General features: G+C 70.7%; 14 protein-coding genes. 7 read left to right on the forward strand and 7 right to left on the reverse strand.

Translation table 11 applies throughout. The annotated features are described in order from the left end of the window. Positions 1–25 precede the first annotated feature (25 nt). The 4 genes from glxA to ACZ5WC_RS20355 all read right to left on the reverse strand — a co-directional run bounded on the left by glxA (position 26) and on the right by ACZ5WC_RS20355 (position 4,610). On the reverse strand, positions 26–1,981 hold the full coding sequence (gene glxA / locus ACZ5WC_RS20340; RefSeq protein WP_468542115.1) for a radical copper oxidase GlxA: 1,956 nt from the start codon (positions 1,979–1,981) through the stop codon (positions 26–28). Positions 1,982–1,984: 3 nt separating this feature from the next. After that, positions 1,985–3,796 (reverse strand): glycosyltransferase family 2 protein, encoded by a 1,812-nt coding sequence (locus tag ACZ5WC_RS20345; protein WP_468542116.1) that lies wholly within the window; start codon positions 3,794–3,796, stop codon positions 1,985–1,987. 173 nt (positions 3,797–3,969) lie between these two features. Beyond that, positions 3,970–4,263, reverse strand: coding sequence for an MTH1187 family thiamine-binding protein (locus tag ACZ5WC_RS20350; RefSeq protein ID WP_468542117.1), 294 nt, complete (start codon positions 4,261–4,263; stop codon positions 3,970–3,972). Then, entirely contained in the window at positions 4,260–4,610 is a 351-nt protein-coding gene (locus ACZ5WC_RS20355) for a DUF3817 domain-containing protein (protein ID WP_468542118.1), read from the reverse strand. The genes ACZ5WC_RS20350 and ACZ5WC_RS20355 overlap by 4 nt, the downstream gene beginning before the upstream one ends. Positions 4,611–4,862: 252 nt before the next feature. Between ACZ5WC_RS20355 and ACZ5WC_RS20360 the strand changes: the two genes are divergently transcribed. The 4 genes from ACZ5WC_RS20360 (at position 4,863) to ACZ5WC_RS20375 (ending at position 7,532) form a co-directional block, all read left to right on the forward strand. After that, positions 4,863–5,495: an AIM24 family protein gene (locus ACZ5WC_RS20360; RefSeq protein ID WP_468542298.1), complete on the forward strand. Its 633-nt coding sequence runs from the start codon at positions 4,863–4,865 to the stop codon at positions 5,493–5,495. Next, positions 5,495–6,145 (forward strand): AIM24 family protein, encoded by a 651-nt coding sequence (locus ACZ5WC_RS20365; protein ID WP_468542119.1) that lies wholly within the window; start codon positions 5,495–5,497, stop codon positions 6,143–6,145. Before ACZ5WC_RS20360 ends, ACZ5WC_RS20365 begins: the two co-directional genes overlap by 1 nt. After that, entirely contained in the window at positions 6,142–6,906 is a 765-nt protein-coding gene (locus tag ACZ5WC_RS20370) for an AIM24 family protein (RefSeq protein WP_468542120.1), read from the forward strand. Before ACZ5WC_RS20365 ends, ACZ5WC_RS20370 begins: the two co-directional genes overlap by 4 nt. A 149-nt stretch (positions 6,907–7,055) precedes the next feature. Further along, on the forward strand, positions 7,056–7,532 hold the full coding sequence (locus tag ACZ5WC_RS20375) for a MarR family winged helix-turn-helix transcriptional regulator (RefSeq protein ID WP_468542121.1): 477 nt from the start codon (positions 7,056–7,058) through the stop codon (positions 7,530–7,532). Between the two features lie 43 nt (positions 7,533–7,575). Here ACZ5WC_RS20375 and ACZ5WC_RS20380 read toward each other — a convergent pair whose 3' ends face one another. Together ACZ5WC_RS20380 and ACZ5WC_RS20385 are read right to left on the reverse strand one after the other, a co-directional pair. Then, complete coding sequence (locus tag ACZ5WC_RS20380; RefSeq protein WP_468542122.1) at positions 7,576–9,012, reverse strand: sensor histidine kinase; 1,437 nt, start codon at positions 9,010–9,012, stop codon at positions 7,576–7,578. Next, positions 9,009–9,671 carry a response regulator transcription factor gene (locus tag ACZ5WC_RS20385; protein ID WP_468542123.1) on the reverse strand — a complete coding sequence of 221 codons (663 nt, stop codon included), beginning with the start codon at positions 9,669–9,671 and terminating at the stop codon, positions 9,009–9,011. The genes ACZ5WC_RS20380 and ACZ5WC_RS20385 overlap by 4 nt, the downstream gene beginning before the upstream one ends. 129 nt (positions 9,672–9,800) lie before the next feature. Here ACZ5WC_RS20385 and ACZ5WC_RS20390 point away from each other — a divergent pair, with 129 nt between their 5' ends. The 3 genes from ACZ5WC_RS20390 to ACZ5WC_RS20400 all read left to right on the forward strand — a co-directional run bounded on the left by ACZ5WC_RS20390 (position 9,801) and on the right by ACZ5WC_RS20400 (position 16,197). Continuing rightward, on the forward strand, positions 9,801–10,238 hold the full coding sequence (locus tag ACZ5WC_RS20390; protein ID WP_468542124.1) for a PepSY domain-containing protein: 438 nt from the start codon (positions 9,801–9,803) through the stop codon (positions 10,236–10,238). Positions 10,239–10,714: 476 nt separating this feature from the next. Beyond that, the gene (locus ACZ5WC_RS20395) at positions 10,715–15,931 is read left to right on the forward strand and encodes a DUF6531 domain-containing protein (protein ID WP_468542299.1); all 5,217 of its coding nucleotides are present in this window, start codon (positions 10,715–10,717) and stop codon (positions 15,929–15,931) included. Continuing rightward, a complete protein-coding gene (locus tag ACZ5WC_RS20400) occupies positions 15,931–16,197 on the forward strand; it encodes a hypothetical protein (RefSeq protein WP_468542125.1) in 267 nt (88 codons plus the stop codon). Before ACZ5WC_RS20395 ends, ACZ5WC_RS20400 begins: the two co-directional genes overlap by 1 nt. A 197-nt stretch (positions 16,198–16,394) precedes the next feature. Here the strand turns inward: ACZ5WC_RS20400 and meaB are convergent, their stop codons facing one another. Continuing rightward, positions 16,395–17,363 carry a methylmalonyl Co-A mutase-associated GTPase MeaB gene (gene meaB / locus ACZ5WC_RS20405; RefSeq protein ID WP_468542126.1) on the reverse strand — a complete coding sequence of 323 codons (969 nt, stop codon included), beginning with the start codon at positions 17,361–17,363 and terminating at the stop codon, positions 16,395–16,397. Positions 17,364–17,365: the final 2 nt, after the last annotated feature.

The raw sequence follows: 17,365 nt of genomic DNA on the forward strand, positions 1-17,365 counted from the left end.
GGACATCACCTCGCGAACCGCCCCCTCAGGCGACCTTGACCCACTTCGCCACGGAGGGGACGCCGTCGGTGTCGGTGACGAAGAGCATGTACCAGCCGGGCGGCACCAGCGTGGCGTCGTCCGGCACGCTCACGCTCACCTCGCCCTCCCCCTTCTCCAGCCCCAGCTCGATGGAGCGCTGCTCCACGTCCGTCGTGTGCGTGACCGCGCTCGGCCGCATCAGCCGGGCCGTCGCGATCCGGTCCGCGTCGGCGCTCTCGAAGGTGATCGTCGCGCCGCGCTCGGCGTCCTTCGGGCCGTCCCCGATCACCGGGCGCCTGTCCTTGCCCCGGTGCAGGGCGGGCGGGGTGTAGACCTCCATGCGCTGCTCGAACTTGCCGAGCTTGGTGTTGTCCTTGTCGCCGTAGAGCGAGTCGGAGCCGAAGGTCACCACCCTCCCGTCGGGCAGCAGCAGCGCCTCGGAGTGGTAGTTGCGGCCCACCGTCGGCTCGGCCGCCTCCTTGAAGGAGTTGGTCTTCGGGTCGTAGGTCTGCGCCTTGAGGATGTTGCTTTCCCCGCGGCCCCGGTAGTCCTTCGAGCCGCCGCTGGTGAAGACGGTGTCGTCCGGCATGATCACGCTGTTCAGATAGCGCGTGCCCTGCGGCAGATCGGGGCCGGGGCGGAAGGCCGGACTGTCCTGCTTGAGGTCGATGACGGCGGTGCGGGCGGTGGACTTCTTGGACTCGCCCACCCCGCCGCCGCCCAGCACCATCACCTTCTGGTCCTGCGCGGGCGGCAGCATCAGCGAGGCGGCCGTCTCCAGCTCGTCGGTGTCGGTCAGCCCGGGAACCTTGGTGAAGGTGTTCTTCTTCAGGTCCCAGATCCCCGGGTCGCGCCCCTTGTCGGCGGGGCCGTAACCGGCGTTCGCCCCCGGGTAGAAGAGCTTGCCGCCCTTGGTGAGGAAGAGCGCCGGGTAGGTCGGGAAGTACTGGAACGGGCCCTTGGACCACTTCTTGGTCTTCGGGTCGTAGATCTCGTTGTCGCCCGGCAGGATCTCGCCGACGTCGTCGAGCCCGGACACGGCCAGCACCTTGCCGTCCTCCAGGCCGACCAGCGTGGGATACCAGCGGGCCTCCCTCATCGGGTCGACCGGGATGTACTTCTCGGCCGTCGGGTCGAACTCGTAGGCGGCCCGGATACCCTGGAAGTCCTGCTTGTCCATGGTGATCTTCTCGGCGAGCCCGTACGAGTTGTCGGCCTCCTTGCCCTTCAGGCCGACGATCTCGTACTGCGCGGCGTCGGTCGTGACCGACTCGGGGCCGTCCTTCACCGCCTCGACGAAGACCCGCTGTTCCGCCGCGGTCACCTTGGTCTTCCACGGCTTCATCTGGCCGTTCTTGAAGTACGTGACCTCGAACTCGCGCTTGGCCTTGGGGACGGTGACGTCGAACTTGGCGACGTACTCGACGCCGGAGGGCGAGCGGAAGACCGTGCCCTTCTTCAGCTTCAGGGGCTTGTCCGGGTTCTCGTTCTTGACCCGCATGCCGCCCCCGGCCCGCTGCACCTTGTCGTCGAGCACCTCGTAGCGGGCGGTGCCGCCCGCGATCAGGAGGCGCCCGTCGGGCAGCTGGGCGTGGCCGCCGCAGAAGAAGTCCTCGGGGGTGGGGATCCTCTGGAAGGTGTTCTCGGCCGGGTCCCACAGCACCGTGTCGAAGGTGCCCTCGTCGAAGTGCTTCTGGTCGTTGCCGGAGCCCGCGACGATCAGCACCTTCCCGGTGTGCAGGAGCGCCGCGTGGATCGCGTTGGTGCGGTAGTCCTTCGGGATGTCCACCCGCTCCCAGGAGCCGTACTCCGCCTTGTAGGCCGGCTGGTCGATCTTGTACGCGTGGTACCTGTCCTCGGCGAAGGAGAGTGCGGCGGGGGCGTTCAGCCCGGCGAGGAGCACCACCGCGCCGCCGCCCAGGAGTGTCTTCTTCATCTTCTTCGAGGGCCGGTAGGCCATGGCTCAGTTCCCTCCTGCGGTGGTGGTGGCGGTGGTACCCGCCGTCGCGGTGGTGGTCGCCGACGGGGCCGGCGCGGTGGTGACGTAGGCGGGTTCGGGCAGCGGGGGCGCCGGGGCGAGGACCCCGCTCGGGGCCGCGGCACGCTTGTCCTGCCAGTTGGTCCAGGCCCACACGGCGACCGGGGCGAGGGATATCGCCAGGCCCAGCGTGGCCCAGGTCCGCATCGCCACATGGGTGTGGTCGAGGTAGACCGACGCGGCGAGCGAGGACAGCAGGACCGCGGCCCAGAAGAGGTGGATACGGAAGGTGAGCAGCCGGTCCGGGGAGGTCTGGCCGCCCTTGGGTGTGACGACGAACCGTCCGTCGGTGCGCAGGACGGCGGAGCCCAGCGACTTCAGGTAGATCGGCGCCGAGAGCGCGGACATGGCCATGCCGGCGAGTCCGCCGGAGCCCTCGGGTTCGTGCGGCGAGACGTTGTGGCGGCGGTTCCAGAGGTAGAGGCCGATCTGGAGGGCGGCGGCGTCGCTGTAGAGCATCAGCCAGATGGAGGCGGCGACCTGGGTGCCGGACGCCCCGAACCAGAGGAACAGCACACAGCTCAGCACGCCGAGCAGCCAGTTGACGGCGGTCATCGGGTAGTAGACGAGCATCAGCGAGTAGCTGAACAGGCGGCCGGGCGGGACCCGGAACAGCGCCTTGCCGTACTGCTTGAACAGCGTCTCGTACGTCCCCCTCGACCAGCGCAGCTGCTGGGTGAAGAAGTCCGTCCAGGAGGAGGGCCCCTCGCCGACGGCCAGCACGTCGGGGGTGTAGACCGAACGCCAGTAGCGCCCGGTGAGGGGGTTGCGGCGGCGGTGGATCTCGAAACCGGTCGCCATGTCCTCGGTGATCGAGTCGTACAGGCCGCCGACCTGGCGCAGGGCGGCGATGCGGACGACGTTGTTGGTGCCGACGAACATCGGGGCGCCGTAGCGGTTGCCCGCGCGCTGGATGAGCGCGTGGAAGAGGAACTGCTGCGACTCGGCGGCCTTGGTGACGGCCATGTCGTAGTTCCCGTAGACCTGCGGTCCGACGACGAAGGCGACGTCCGGGTCGCGGAAGTAGCCCATCATCCGTTCCAGGAAGTTGGGCATCGGCACGTGGTCGGTGTCGACGGAGGCGAAGAAGTCGTAGTCGCCGCCGTGCAGCGCGATCCAGGCGTTGTAGTTGCCGTGCTTCGTCCTGGCCTTGTGGGCGCCTTTCTCGCGGTTCCACTCGGGGACCCCTCGCCGGGTGAAGTGGTGCACGCCCAGCTCCGCGCAGAGCATCCGGGCCCCGGGGTCGTCGCCCTCGTCGAGCAGCCAGACGTCCAGCGGACCGCAGTGCGTCAGCCGCACGGCCCCCTGGAGGGTGGCGCGGACCATGGAGAGCGGTTCCTTGCCGGGGACGTACGTGGTGAGGAAGGCGACGCGGGTGCCGGGCTCGGGCGTCACCGGGACCGGGTCCCGGGCGACCAGTGTGGCGTGCGCGATGGAGACCACGTTGACCAGCATGAAGAACCCGATCAGGCCGATCGAGACCAGCATCACGGTGTCGGCGACGACGAGCCAGCGTTCCCCGTTCTCGCGCTCGGTCCAGTGCGTGGGCCAGACCAGGTAGAGCATCAGGGTGGCGGTGAGCACCGGGGCCAGGGTCATGAGCAGGACGGCCCTTATTCGGTGCTTCTCCGTCGAGAGCAGGCTCTTGTACCGCACGCGGTATCCCGTCGGGTCCGGCTCGGTGAGCGGACCCGCGAGCCGGCTGTAGGTGTCGTAGTCGTAGCCCTCCGACCGCACCGTGCCTCCCACTGTCGAACGGGTTGATATCCCCACAGAAGGCGACGGCTAACGGCGTGTCGACTTGGCAGGTCCGAGTGAGCGGTTTTTGATCCGGCACCGGAAAAGCCCCCGGCCGTGTGGTTCCGGGGGCTTATCGGGTGAACGCGGGGCGTGGCCGAGCGGACGGCGCGTCAGGGGGCGAGATGGCGCTCCACGATCTCGACCTTCGAGGTCAGACCGTCGGTGACACCGGGCCTGATGTCGGCCTTCAGTACCAGGGAGACACGTCCCGCGCGGGCTTCGACGGCGGCGACGGCGCGCTTGACCACGTCCATGACCTCGTCCCACTCCCCCTCGATGGAGGTGAACATCGCGTCGGTGCGGTTGGGCAGTCCGGACTCACGGACGACCCGAACGGCGTCGGCGACGTACTCGCCGACGTCCTCACCGACGCCCAGCGGGGAGACCGAGAACGCGACGATCATGCGCTGACCGTGCCCTCGCGGCGTGCGCGGGCGGCGATGACACCGTCGGCCTCGTACCCCTTGAGGAGCTTGTCGCCGTAGAGGCCGCCGAAGGGGATCAGGGACAGGACGAAGAAGAGGGCGACGCGCTTGAGCGGCCACTTGGCCTTCATCCAGACGTCGAGCAGGAACACGGCGTAGACCACGAAGAGGATGCCGTGGATCATGCCGAGCGGCATCATCAGGAAGTCGATGTCCGAGACCCGGCTGAGGATCGAACCGAAGAGGATCAGGGCGGGGAAGGACAGCGCCTCGGGAATCGAGATGAGGCGCAGCCGGTGCAGGGCGGAAGCGGTCTTGATGTCCACAGGGGCACCTTCGGTGGGAGGGGGTCGTGTGGGCGGGAGGGGCCGTACGGGCTTGTGAAAGCGGGCACAAGCCGCTCCCATTGTGGCATCGCGCCGGTGGGCCCCGGCCGCCGGGGCCCACCCCTCCCCGGGCGCGCGTATCGCCGCATATCAGGGCCGGTGCGGGTGTGCATCAGGGGAGCATCAGGGGCGTAACGGTTCCGTGGGGGGTGTCCGGGGCGGCGAGCGGGCGGCTACCTTCGTCGGGTGGCGATGTTCCGACTCCAAGGCAGCAAGACGCTCGCCGTCGATCTGACGGGCGATGCCGTCAAGGCGAAGAACGGCTCGATGGTCGCGTACGACGGCCGGATGACGTTCAAGAAGATGACCGGCGGCGGTGAGGGACTGCGCGGCATGGTGACCCGCCGTCTCACCGGCGAGCAGATGACCGTGATGGAGGTGTCCGGACAGGGCACCTGCTACTTCGCCGACCGGGCGAGCGAGATCAATCTCGTCGCGCTGCACGGCGAGAAGCTGTACGTGGAGGCGAGCAATCTGCTGGCCACCGACGCCGGGCTGCGCACGGGGACGACGTTCACCGGGCTGCGCGGCGGGGCGAGCGGCAACGGCCTGTTCACCACCACCGTGGAGGGCACGGGCCAGGCGGCGATCATGTCGGAGGGGCAGGCGGTGCTGCTGCGGGTGTCCCCGCAGTACCCGCTGATGGTCGACCCCGCCGCGTACATCGCCCACCAGGGCGATCTGCGCCAGCAGCTCCAGAGCGGGGTGAACTTCCGGACACTGATGGGCGAGGGTTCGGGCGAGGCGTTCCAGATGCGCTTCGAGGGCGACGGCCTGGTCTACGTACAGCCGAGCGAGCGCAACACGGTCGGGGGCGATGTCTGATGCCGTTCCGGGAGATCAACTCCAAGATGGTCGAGGCCACGGTGGCCCCGGGCCAGAAGCTGTTCAGCCAGCGCGGCGCGATGCTGGCCTACCGGGGCGAGGTGTCGTTCACCCCGAACATCCAGGGCGGCCAGGGCGGCTTCGCCTCGATGATCGGCCGCCGGGTGGCGGGCGAGGCGACACCGCTGATGACGGTCGAGGGCTCGGGCACGGTGATGTTCGGCCACGGCGGCCACCACATCCAGGTGATCAGCCTGTCCGGCGACACCCTCTACGTGGAGGCCGACCGCCTCCTCGCCTTCGACGGCTCCCTCCAGCAGGGCACGATGTTCATGGGCTCGCAGGGCGGGGTGATGGGCATGGTCCGCGGCCAGGTGACCGGCCAGGGCCTGTTCACCACGACGCTCAAGGGCCACGGCGCGGTCGCGGTGATGGCGCACGGCGGGGTGATCGAGCTGCCGATCACCCCGGGCCGGGACGTCCATGTGGACCCGCAGGCCTATGTCGCCCACCACGGGGAGGTCCGCAACAAGCTGTCCACGGCGGTCGGCTGGCGGGACATGGTGGGGCGGGGGTCCGGCGAGGCGTTCCAGCTGGAGCTGAGCGGGAGCGGCGCGGTGTACGTCCAGGCATCCGAGGAGAAGCTGTGAGCGCGCCCGTGGTCTTCGATCCGATGACGCTGCCGTCGGACGACAACGTCAACTCCTACACCTTCTGCGTGGAGCTCAAGGGGAGCCGGTGGTTCCTCCAGAAGGGCAAGATGATCGCCTACTACGGGCAGATCGACTTCGACGGGATCGGGCACGGCCGGTTCGAGCGGCTGGTGCGCACGAGCTTCCACTCGCCGCTGCACGCGAGCGACTGGGTGGTGGCCGAGGGCAGCGGGAAGATGCTGCTGGCCGACCGGGCCTTCGATGTGAACTCCTTCGACCTGGACGACGGGAACCTGACGATCCGGTCCGGGAACCTGCTGGCGTACGAGCCGTCGCTCGCGCTGAAGCAGTCGATCGTGCCGGGGTTCGTGACGCTGATCGGGACGGGGAAGTTCGTGGCCGCGTCGAACGGCCCGGTGGTGTTCATGGAGCCGCCGCTGCGGGTCGACCCGCAGGCGCTGGTGGGCTGGGCCGACTGCCCCTCACCCTGCCACCACTACGACCACGGCTACATGACGGGCGTGATGGGCGGAATCCGGTCATTGACGGGGATCGGCGGGACCTCGGGCGAGGAGCACCAGTTCGAGTTCGTCGGGGCGGGGACGGTGCTGCTGCAGTCCAGCGAGGCGCTGATGGCGGAGCAGGCCACGGGCGCGCTGCCGGACGCGCCGGGCGTTCCCGGTGGCGGGGGTCAACCCGGGTCCGGACCGCGCATGCCCGGCCAGCTGGGGGACCTCCAGCGTCGCTTCGGTTTGTGAGCGGTAGTCTGCGGAGTGTGACATCGAACGCCTGCGCCCAACCGTCGGTGCTTGCCGACGGCCCCCTGGGCACTCCGGCGGACCGGAGGCGCCGGTCGTCACACGTCCTCATTTCGTCCGGCTTTCAACTTCTTAGGTAGAATCCATATATGGAGACCGAGACGGCCACCCGCTGGCTGAGCGACACGGAGCAGTGCGCCTGGCGCACCCACCTGGACGTCAGCAGGCTGCTGATGCACCAACTGGAGAAGGACCTCCAGCCGTTCGGCCTGACCATGAACGACTACGAGATCCTGGTCAACCTCTCCGAGTCGGACGACCAGCGGATGCGGATGAGCGACCTCGCCGCCGCCACGCTCCAGTCCAAGAGCCGGCTCTCGCACCAGATCACCCGCATGGAGACCGCGGGGCTCGTGCGCCGTACGCACTGCGAGTCGGACCGCCGCGGACTGTACGCCGTCCTCACCGACCACGGCTCGGAGACCATGCGCGAGGTCGCCCCGCACCATGTCGCCTCGGTGCGGCGGCACTTCATGGACCTGCTGCCCCCCGAGGCCCTCGCCGACCTGCACGCGGCCCTGAGTCCGATCGCGGAACACCTGCGCGGCAAGCGCGGCAAGGTGTAGCCGCCCGGGTGCGGGAGCCGGACGCGGCGCCCGGCCCGGTCCTTCAGGCCGGGCGGGGCAGCCACAGCCGGAAGGCCGCGCCCCCCTCCGTCGCCCGGTGGACCGTCAGCGTCCCGCCGTGGCGGGCTGCGACGTCCCGGGCGATGGCGAGGCCCAGGCCCGCGCCGCCGTCGTCCCGGCTGCGGGCGGTGTCGAGCCGGACGAACCGTTCGAAGATCCGCTCGCGCTCGCCCTCGGGAACGCCCGCCCCGTCGTCCCGGACCTCCACCCGCACCCCGTGCCCGTCGGCCGCCACCGACACCACGACCGCCTCCTCGGCGTGCCGCTGCGCGTTGTCCAGCAGGTTGCCGACCACCCGGGCCAGCTGCCCGCGCGACCCGTCCACCTCGAACGCCCCGCCTTCGGCCACCTCCACCGTCACCGGGATACGGTCCCCGGTCCGCTGGGACACCTCCTCGCGGACGAGCGCCCCCGCCTCAAGCCGCGCGGCTCCCGGCTTCTCCCCCGCGTCCAGCCGGGCCAGCAGCAGCAGGTCCGCCGCCAGCGCCTGAAGCCGTACGGTGTCGGCGACCGCCCCCGGGAGGTCCAGCAGCTCCGGGTGGGCATCGGCCACCTCCAGCTGGGTGCGCAACGAGGCGATCGGGGACCGCAGCTCGTGCGAGGCGTCCGCGACGAACCCGCGCTGCCGCTCCACCGACGCCTCCAGGACCGTCAGCGTCTCGTTCGTCGTCCGGGCGAGCCGGGCGATCTCGTCGCGCGAATCGGGCTCCGGCACCCGGCGGGCCAGATCCTCGGACGCGGTGATCGCGGCCATCTCGCGGCGAATGCCCTCGACCGGCCGCAGGGCCCTGCGGGTGACCAGCCAGGTCACCCCGGCGACGACCAGCAGCAGGACCGGCAGTCCGGTCAGCATGGCCCCGCGCACCGTGTTCACCGCCTCCTGCTCGGCGGCGAGCGGCGCGCCCGCGTACACCGTGAGGGTGACCCCTTCGGGGGTGGTCGCCTCGACGGCGGCGAAGCGGTAGTCGGCGGTGGTGCGGTCCACGGTGGCGGTGCCGTCGGAGAAGTCCGGGTCGTCGGAGGAGACCTCGCCGCGCCCGGGGCGGCTGTCGTCGTCATCGTCATCGTCGTCGTCATCGGGCGAAGGGGAGGCCCCCGCCGAGGCCGAGGGCACCGGGGTGACGCCCGCCGAGCCCGTACCGGAGATCGCGCGCAGCTCCTCGGACACGAGGACGACCCGGCCCTCCTCGTCGGTGACCTGGACCGGATGGTCCGCCGCGTCGTCCAGGTCCAGTTCGCCGTAGGGCGTGCCCAGGGCGAGCTGCCCGGCCGCCTCGCGGGCCGCCACCTCCGCCTGGAGGTCCGCCTGGTCGGTCAGGTTGGCCCGCAGGACGAGGAGGACGGCGAGCCCGGCCGCGACCAGGGCGACGGCGACGACCAGGGTGGCTCCGAGGGCGGCCCTGGCCCGCACGGACCTCACAGCGCCTCCAGCCGGTAACCGGCGCCACGCACCGTACGGATGGAAGCGGCGCCCAGCTTGCGGCGCAGGGTGGAGATGTAGACCTCGACGATGTTCGGGTCGCCGTCGTAGGCGAAGTCCCAGACGTGCTCCAGGATCTCCGCCTTGCTGACCACCTGCCCGGCGCGCAGGGCGAGTTGCTCCAGCACCGCGAACTCCTTCGCGGTGAGGGCGTATTCGTCCTCGCCCCGGTGGACGCGCCGGGCGGCGGTGTCGATGCGGAGGGACCCGACGGTCAGCACGGGCGCGGCCGTTCCGGCCCCGCGGCGGCGCAGCAGGGCCCGCACCCGGGCGACGAGGACGACGTAGCTGAAGGGCTTGGTCAGGTAGTCGTCGGCCCCGGTGTCCAGCCCCTCGGCCTCGTCGTACTCGCCGTCCTTCGCGGTCAGCATGAGGACCGGCACCTCGTGCCCGGCGGCGCGCAGGGCGGCGCAGACCCGGTAGCCGTTCATGCCGGGCAGCATGATGTCGAGGATCACCAGGTCGTAGCCGCCCCCGCCCGCCCGGTGCAGCCCTTCGAGCCCGTCGTGCACGACATCCACGGCGAAGCCCTCGGCGGTCAGTCCCCGGGCCAGGGACACCGCGAGACGCTTCTCGTCCTCCACGATCAACAGGCGCATGCGCACAGCCTCGCAAACTCCGCCTGAAGACGGCTTCAGGTGGCTTCAGGCTGCGTTCAGCAAGAGGTCGGCAGTGTGGAACCCGTCGAGCAGCACACCAGCTCCCGACGACCTTCGGGGAGGAACCTCATGAAGCGCAACGCCACCATCGCAGCGATCACCGCGGCCGTCCTGATCGGCGGCACGGCCGCCGCCACCGTCGCCTTCGCGGACGACGACGGCGACCGAACGCCCACCAGGAGCGCAGGCATGGTGAGCACCGCCGACGCTCCCGGCGACCGGGCTCCGGCCGCCAAGGAATCCGCCCGGATCACCCTCGACCAGGCCGTCGCCGCCGCGCTGAAGAGCGTCCCGGGCACGGTCACCGAGGCCGAGCTGGACGACGACGATGACGATGACGACGGCCGCCGGGGCAACGTCCTGCGCTGGGACGTCGACATCACCGGCAAGGACGGCAAGCAGCACGAACTCCGCGTCGACGCGAAGACCGGCAAGGTCACGGTGGACCGGGATGACGACGACCGGGACAGCCGGGGCGGGGACGCGGACGACCGGAACGACGACTGACGCACCGGCCACCTCGCGGCCGAAGGCCCCGCATCGCTGCTGCGGTGCGGGGCCGTTCCGCGCTGTTTCCAGGCCCGTTCCACAGTGTTAACGGTCGGCGCACCACCCCCGGAAACGCGTTCAAGTCAATCTCCGGCACCATACGAACGCCCTGGTCACGCCACCAGGGAACATGCGGGCGAGGCTGAGCGGAGAACCGCCGCGATCAAGCCGTACCCCGCGTTCCGCGTTAGTCCGCGTCGCTCCCGGATCAAGCATCACCTCGAACATATTCACGATCTACACACAGGTGATGCACCGTGCGCACGCAAGCGCGAAGACTTCTCACGACCACCCTCGCTCTGGCCCTGCTCGCCCTCCCGGGCGCCGCCCCCTCCTGGGCATCGCCCCGGGACCGGCCGCCCGCTGCTCCTCCCCCGGCCACCGCCCCGGCCGCGGAGCGGACGGCCGCAGACCTCCCGAAGCCGCCCGTCGCGATGACGCAGGACGAGCGACGCAAGCGGTTACGGCAGAAGCGCCACGAACAATCGCCCCTGCGCGCCTACATCGAACCCTCGGCCGGGAAGCCGTCCGCACCGCCCCACGCCCGGCCCACGGAACCCGCGAAGCAGGGCCCGGCAGCCGCGTCCGCCGGCAGAGCGGCCGCACCTCCCGGGGCGCGGGCGACGGGGAACCCGGTCTGGGTCAACGCGTACGCCACCGCCTACCCGGCCAAGCTGTCCATCGGCGGACAGCTCAAGCTGCCCACCGCCACGGCGTCCTCGTACTCCGGCATGTGGCTGTACGTCGTCGACGAGGCGGGCACCTTCGTCCACCAGCAGGAGATCAAGCGGTCCACCGGCGACCCGACAGGCCGGTACCTGGACAACGGTGCCTGGTGCTACGGATGGTGGGCCCCGAACCCCTACCCGGCCGACCAGTGCTTCTGGTGGAGCGGCAGCGCCCTCGGCGGGCACCTGAAGGACGGCACGAAGTACTACGCCTGGATCTTCCTCACCGGCACGGACGGCACGTCCAGTCCGGGCGGCACCACCTCTCCCCTGGTCGAGGCCTTCTACACCCCCGACATCCCCGGAGCGCAGGCCGGCATCTGCACCTGCTACGCACAGGCGCACCGCGCGGACCCGGTCAACACGGCGACCGGCATGTTCTTCGAGCAGTTCACCGACGCCTCCCTGGTCGGTCCGGGTGTGCCGCTGGCCCTGGAGCGCACCTACCGTTCCGACTCGGCCGCCACCGGCCTGCTGGGGCGCGGGTGGGCGACGCCGTACGACTCGAAGCTGACGATCGCGACGGGGAAGGTGACGTACCGGACGGATGACGGGGCGTCGTTCGTCTTCACGCAGAAGAGCGACGGGACGTACACCGCTCCGGCGGGTTCGGCGGCCACGCTCGTCAAGGGCGCCGGTGACTTCACCCTCACCACGCCCGACCGCACCCGGCGGACCTTCTCCGACACCGGTCGGCTCACCTCGCTCGTGGACCGGGCCGGAAAGGGACTGACCCTGACCTACGCCTCCGGCAGGCTCGCCTCCGTCAAGGACGCCTCCGGGCGCACCACGACGTTCACCGTCGGCAGCGACGGCCTGCTGACCGAGGTGGCCCTGCCGGACGCGACATCCGTGACGTACGGCTACACCGGCGGTCTGCTGACCTCGGTGACCGACCAGGCGGGCAAGGCCTCCTCGTACGCCTACGACTCGGGCCGACGGCTGTCCTCGTACACCGACCCTGCGGGCGGGACGGTCCGCAACGTCTACGACGCCTCCGGCCGGATCACCTCCCAGACCGACCAGAAGGGCAAGGTCACCACCTTCACCCGGGACGGCAGCCGTGAGTCGCACACCACGGCCCCCGACGGGGGCGTGTGGACGGATGTGTACTCCGGCAACGTCCTGATGTCCTCCATCGATCCCTACGGCAAGAGCGTCACCTACGACTACGACCGCGAACTGCGGCCCGTCGCCATCACCGACCAGCGCGGCAACACCACGACGATGACGTACGACGGCGCCGGCCGGATGCTCACCCGGAAGGCTCCGTCGGCCCTCGGCTACGAGGAGAGCTGGACCTACGACGGCGCGGGCAACATCACCGGCCACACCGACGGCCGCGGCAACCGGACGGCGTACGCGTACAACGCGTCGAACCAGCTGACGTCCACGACGGACCCGATGGGCGGTGTCACCCGCTACACCTACACCGCGCTCGGCGCCCTCCGGACCGTCACCACCCCGCGCGGGAAGACCACCACCTACGGCTACGACGCGGCGGGCAACCGGACTTCGGTCACCACGCCGCTGGGCAACAGGACGACGTTCACGTACGACGCGGCCGGACGGGTCGCGACCAGGACGGACCCGCGCGGCCATGTCACGGGCGCCGACCCGGCCGCGTACACCACGCGGTACGCCTACGACGGGCGCGGGCTGCTCAGCTCGGCCACCGACCCGCTGGGCCGCACGACACGCTACGAGTACAACGGCGCCGAGCAGCTGACCTCGGCGAAGGACCCGGCGGGCAACACCACCCGCTACGCCTACGACGACGCCGGGAACCTGACCCGGACGACCGACGCGGCAGGCAAGTCCGTCGTCCGCACCTACGACACCGGCGGACGCCTCACCTCGGAGACCGACGCAGTCGGCAACAAGGCCACCTACACCTACGACAAGGTGGGCCGGATGCTCACGGCCGTCGCGCCGCGCGGGAACGTCGCCGGGGGCAACCCGGCCGCATACACGACGAGTTACGCCTATGACGCGGCGGGCAACCGCACAAAGGTCACCGACCCCGCGGGCAAGGCCACCACGACCACCTACGACGCGGTCAACCGGGCGCTGGTGGTCACCGACCCGCTGGGAAACACCACCGGGTACGCCTACGACGCCAACGACAACGTCACCAAGGTCACCGACGCGCTCGGGAAGACGGTCACCTCCGCCTACGACAAGAGCAACCGGCTGACCGGCACCACGAACCAGCTCGCGAAGACCACGACGTACGCCTACGACGCCGACGGCCATCTGATCGGCCGCACCTCGCCCCTGGGCCACAAGGCGAGCTGGACCTACGACGACGACGGCCGCCGGGCCACCTCCGTCGACCCGCGCGGCAACGCCGCCGGAGCCGCATCCGCCCAGTACGCCACCACCTACGGCTACGACCCGGCGGGCAACCCGATCTCCGTGAAGGACCCGCTCGGCGGCGCGAGCGGCACGAGTTTCGACGCGGTCGGAAACGTCACGGGCCGCACTGACGCGGACGGGCGCCGGACCGCGTACGCCTACGACGACCTGGACCGGCTCACCACCGTCACCGCGCCCGACGGGGCGGTCACGGCCTACGGCTACGACCCGGTCGGCAACCTGATCCGGCGGACCGACGCCAACGACCACGCGACCGTCTACGGCTACGACGACGCGCGCCGCCTCACCTCGGTCACCGACCCGCTGGACCGGGTGACGAGTTACGCGTACGACGCCGACTCCCGTCTGACCGGGAAGACCACCCCGCGCGGCTCGACCGGACACACCTTCGACCCGCGCGGCCTGCTCACGAAGACCGACTACTCGGACGCGACACCGGACGTCACCTTCGGGTACGACGACGCCGGACGGATGACGGCACGGGCCAACGCGAAGATCTCCGAGGACTTCGGCTACGACGCGGTCGGCAACCTCACCAGGACCCGCGGCTTCGCCTACACCTACGACGCCGCCGGGCAGATGCTCACCCGCAAGTACTCCGACGGCAACACCATCGCGTACACCTACGACGACGACGGCCGCACGGCCACCATGAAGGCCGACTCGACGACGACCACGTACACCTGGGATCCGGCGGGCCACCTCACCAGGTCGGCGCTGCCCAACTCCGAGACCGAGGACCGCACGTACGACCGGGCCGGCCGGCTGACGGCCGTCACCTCCGTCAAGGAAGGCGCCACGGTCACCCGGACCGCGCAGACCCTGTCAGCGGCGGGCCTGCCCACGCGCACCGACGTCACCCGGGCCGGGGTCGGCACGGGCGGCTGGGACCTGACGTACGACGCCGCCGGGCGCCTCACCTCCGGCTGCTACCCGCAGCCCTGGGTCGCCGGCTGCGCTACGAGCCGCACCACGTCCTACACATACGACGGGGTCGGCAACCGCCTGACCTCCACGCTGGGCGCCACATCGACCTCGTACGCCTACGACGCGGCCGACCAGCTGATCTCGACCACGACGGGCGCCACGACCACGCCCTACACCTACGACACGGAGGGCAACCGGACCAAGGCCGGAGCGGACACCTACACCTACGACCTGGCCGGGCGGATCTCCGCCGCCACCGTCGCGGGTTCCGGCTACACCTACGACCACGACGCGAGCGGCAACCAGGTCGCCGTGTCCAGGAACGGCGCCGTCACCAGCCGCACCCAGTGGGACCCCAACGGGCCGCTGCCGATCCTGGCGACCGAGTACGACAGCGCCTGGAGGCTCAAGCAGTCCTACCGCTACGACCCGCTGGGCCAACCCGCCTCGACCAGGACCGGTGCGGGCGCGGTCTTCTTCTACCACCACGACACCCAGGGCTCGCCGGTCGACGTGACCAGCTCGAACGGGACCCTGCACCAGCGCTGGGCGTACGACCCGTACGGCACCCGGGTGCTCAACACCACGGCGGCCGGGGCACCCGCGAGCACGCCGTCCTACACCGGCGCCCGCTTCGAGGCCAGCACCGGCGACCTGGACCTGCACGCCCGCCAGTACACCCCGGCCACCGGCCGCTTCGACCGTCCGGACCCGGCCACCAGGCCCCTGACCACCCCGTACGTCTCGTCCTACGCGTACGCCGACAACCAGCCCACCTTCCTCACCGACCCGAGCGGGCTGACCCCCGTACCGGGCGATGACGGCAACGGCCATGTCGACAGCCTCGGCGAGGGTCTGAAGATCTTCGGCAACGGCTTCGTGCAAGGGCTCAAGATGCCCTTCGAATTCGTCGGCGACCTCCATGGCGCCTTCACCGGCCAGAACGGCGGCGCTGGGGCCTTCGTCGACAAGTACCTCCCCGTTCGCCCGGCCTACCGCCTCTACCGCGCGGAGTACATGCTCCGCCAGCAGGGCTGCGACGCGCTCGCGGACCTGTACGGGGAGGCCGCGGAGGAACTGACCCAGCAGATCGCCGTGACCGGGATCGGGGGGCTCACGGGGTGGCGGCGGACCGCCGTGGCCCCGGAATCAGCGGCGATCTCGGTGGGGAACCTGCGGTTCGGCCCCGGAGGCGGCGGTGTGACCCGCGGATACGGCGGCATCGCCTACAAGACTCCCATCACGTCTCAGCTGAGAGCGCTGGTCAACCCCCAGGGCGGTGAGGCGAACTGCCGCGCCTGCGCGGTGGCGGTCAACCGGCTCCTGGCCGAGGGAGCTCCCTCCTCGGCACCAGGAAGCCTCAAGGAAGGTCCGACGACACCGATCGAGTCCCTTTACGGGGGGCGGCAGTTCGACGCGTCCACGATCTCCGGGATCGTCAAGGAGATCAAGAGCGCGGGTCACGGTGCCAGAGGTATCGTCCAGGGCCAGAAGGGCAGGCAGGCCCACGTCTTCAACGTGGTGAACATCAAGGGGGACGTGGTGTTCCTGGACGGGCAGTCGGGGCATGCCAGCCTCTCGCCGTGGCGGAATTTCTCTCTCCTCAGGACGGACTGATGCTGGAAATCGAAGAGGCAGCGGTACTGGCCCAGGCTTTCCTGGACAGGGAGGTCAGCCACGAGGGCATGGCCTTCGCGGTTGCCGAAGGAGACCGCGCCCAGGTGGGGAAGTACTTCTACTTCGACTGCCAGTCAGTCGCCTTTCTTCGTACCGGAGATCCACGGGACATGGCCGTCGGCACGGGCTATGTGCGTGTCGACGGCGAGACCGGTGAGTGCCGCCTTCTGGGTGCGGTCGAGTCCGCCCGGCTCGACCTCTTCTGACGTGTGTGAGCAGACGTCTCGCAGAACGGCGTGAACGACGGGCCCCGGGGGTGCGGTGAATCCTGCGCAGACCCCGGGGCCCGCCGACGGCCACACCCGCTCCGGCTCTCCGCTGACCGGCAGGTGGTCAGGGACGGACAGGCCGGACGGACAGGCCCGGCGGGCGGCTTCTTCTCCGGCTGGGTCCCAGGAGCGCCTCAGGCCTCCCCCGTGACCCCCGCCACCAGCTCGTCCGCCGCCGCGTACGGGTCCAGGTCCCCCGCCACGATGCGCTCCGCCAAGGCGTGCAGGCGGCGGTCGCCGCGCAGGTCGGCGATCCTCTCGCGGAGCGCGGTGACGGCGATCGTCTCGACCTCGTGGGACGCGCGGGCCGTGCGGCGGGCGGCCAGGACTCCGTGCTCCTCCATCCAGGCCCGGTGCTTCTCCAGGGCTTCCACGACCTCGTCGATGCCCTCGCCCCGGGCCGCGACCGTCTTGACGATCGGGGGGCGCCAGTCGCCGGGGGCGCGGGATTCGCCGAGGCCCAGCATGTGGTTCAGCTCGCGGGCGGTGGCGTCGGCGCCGTCGCGGTCGGCCTTGTTGACCACGTAGACGTCACCGATCTCCAGGATTCCGGCCTTGGCCGCCTGGATGCCGTCGCCCATGCCGGGGGCGAGCAGGACGACGGAGGTGTCGGCCTGGGAGGCGATCTCCACCTCGGACTGGCCGACGCCGACCGTCTCGACGAGGACCACGTCGCAGCCCGCCGCGTCCAGCACCCGGATCGCCTGGGGGGCGGACCAGGCGAGGCCGCCCAGGTGGCCCCGGGTGGCCATCGAGCGGATGTAGACGCCGGGGTCGGACGCGTGGTCCGACATCCGGACCCGGTCGCCGAGCAGGGCGCCGCCGGAGAACGGCGAGGACGGGTCGACGGCGAGGACGCCGACCCGCTTGCCCGCCCGGCGGTAGGCGGAGACCAGGGCCGAGGTGGAGGTGGACTTGCCGACGCCGGGCGAGCCCGTGAGCCCGACGACGTAGGCGTGGCCCGCCAGCGGTGCCAGCGCGGCCATCACCTCGCGCAGTTGCGGGGACGCCCCCTCCACCAGCGAGATCAGCCGGGCCACCGCACGCGGCCTGCCTGCTCGCGCCTGCTCGACCAGCGTGGGGACGTCCACGTCCACGTTCACCG

This window comes from Streptomyces sp. NPDC033165 (genome assembly GCF_055577965.1).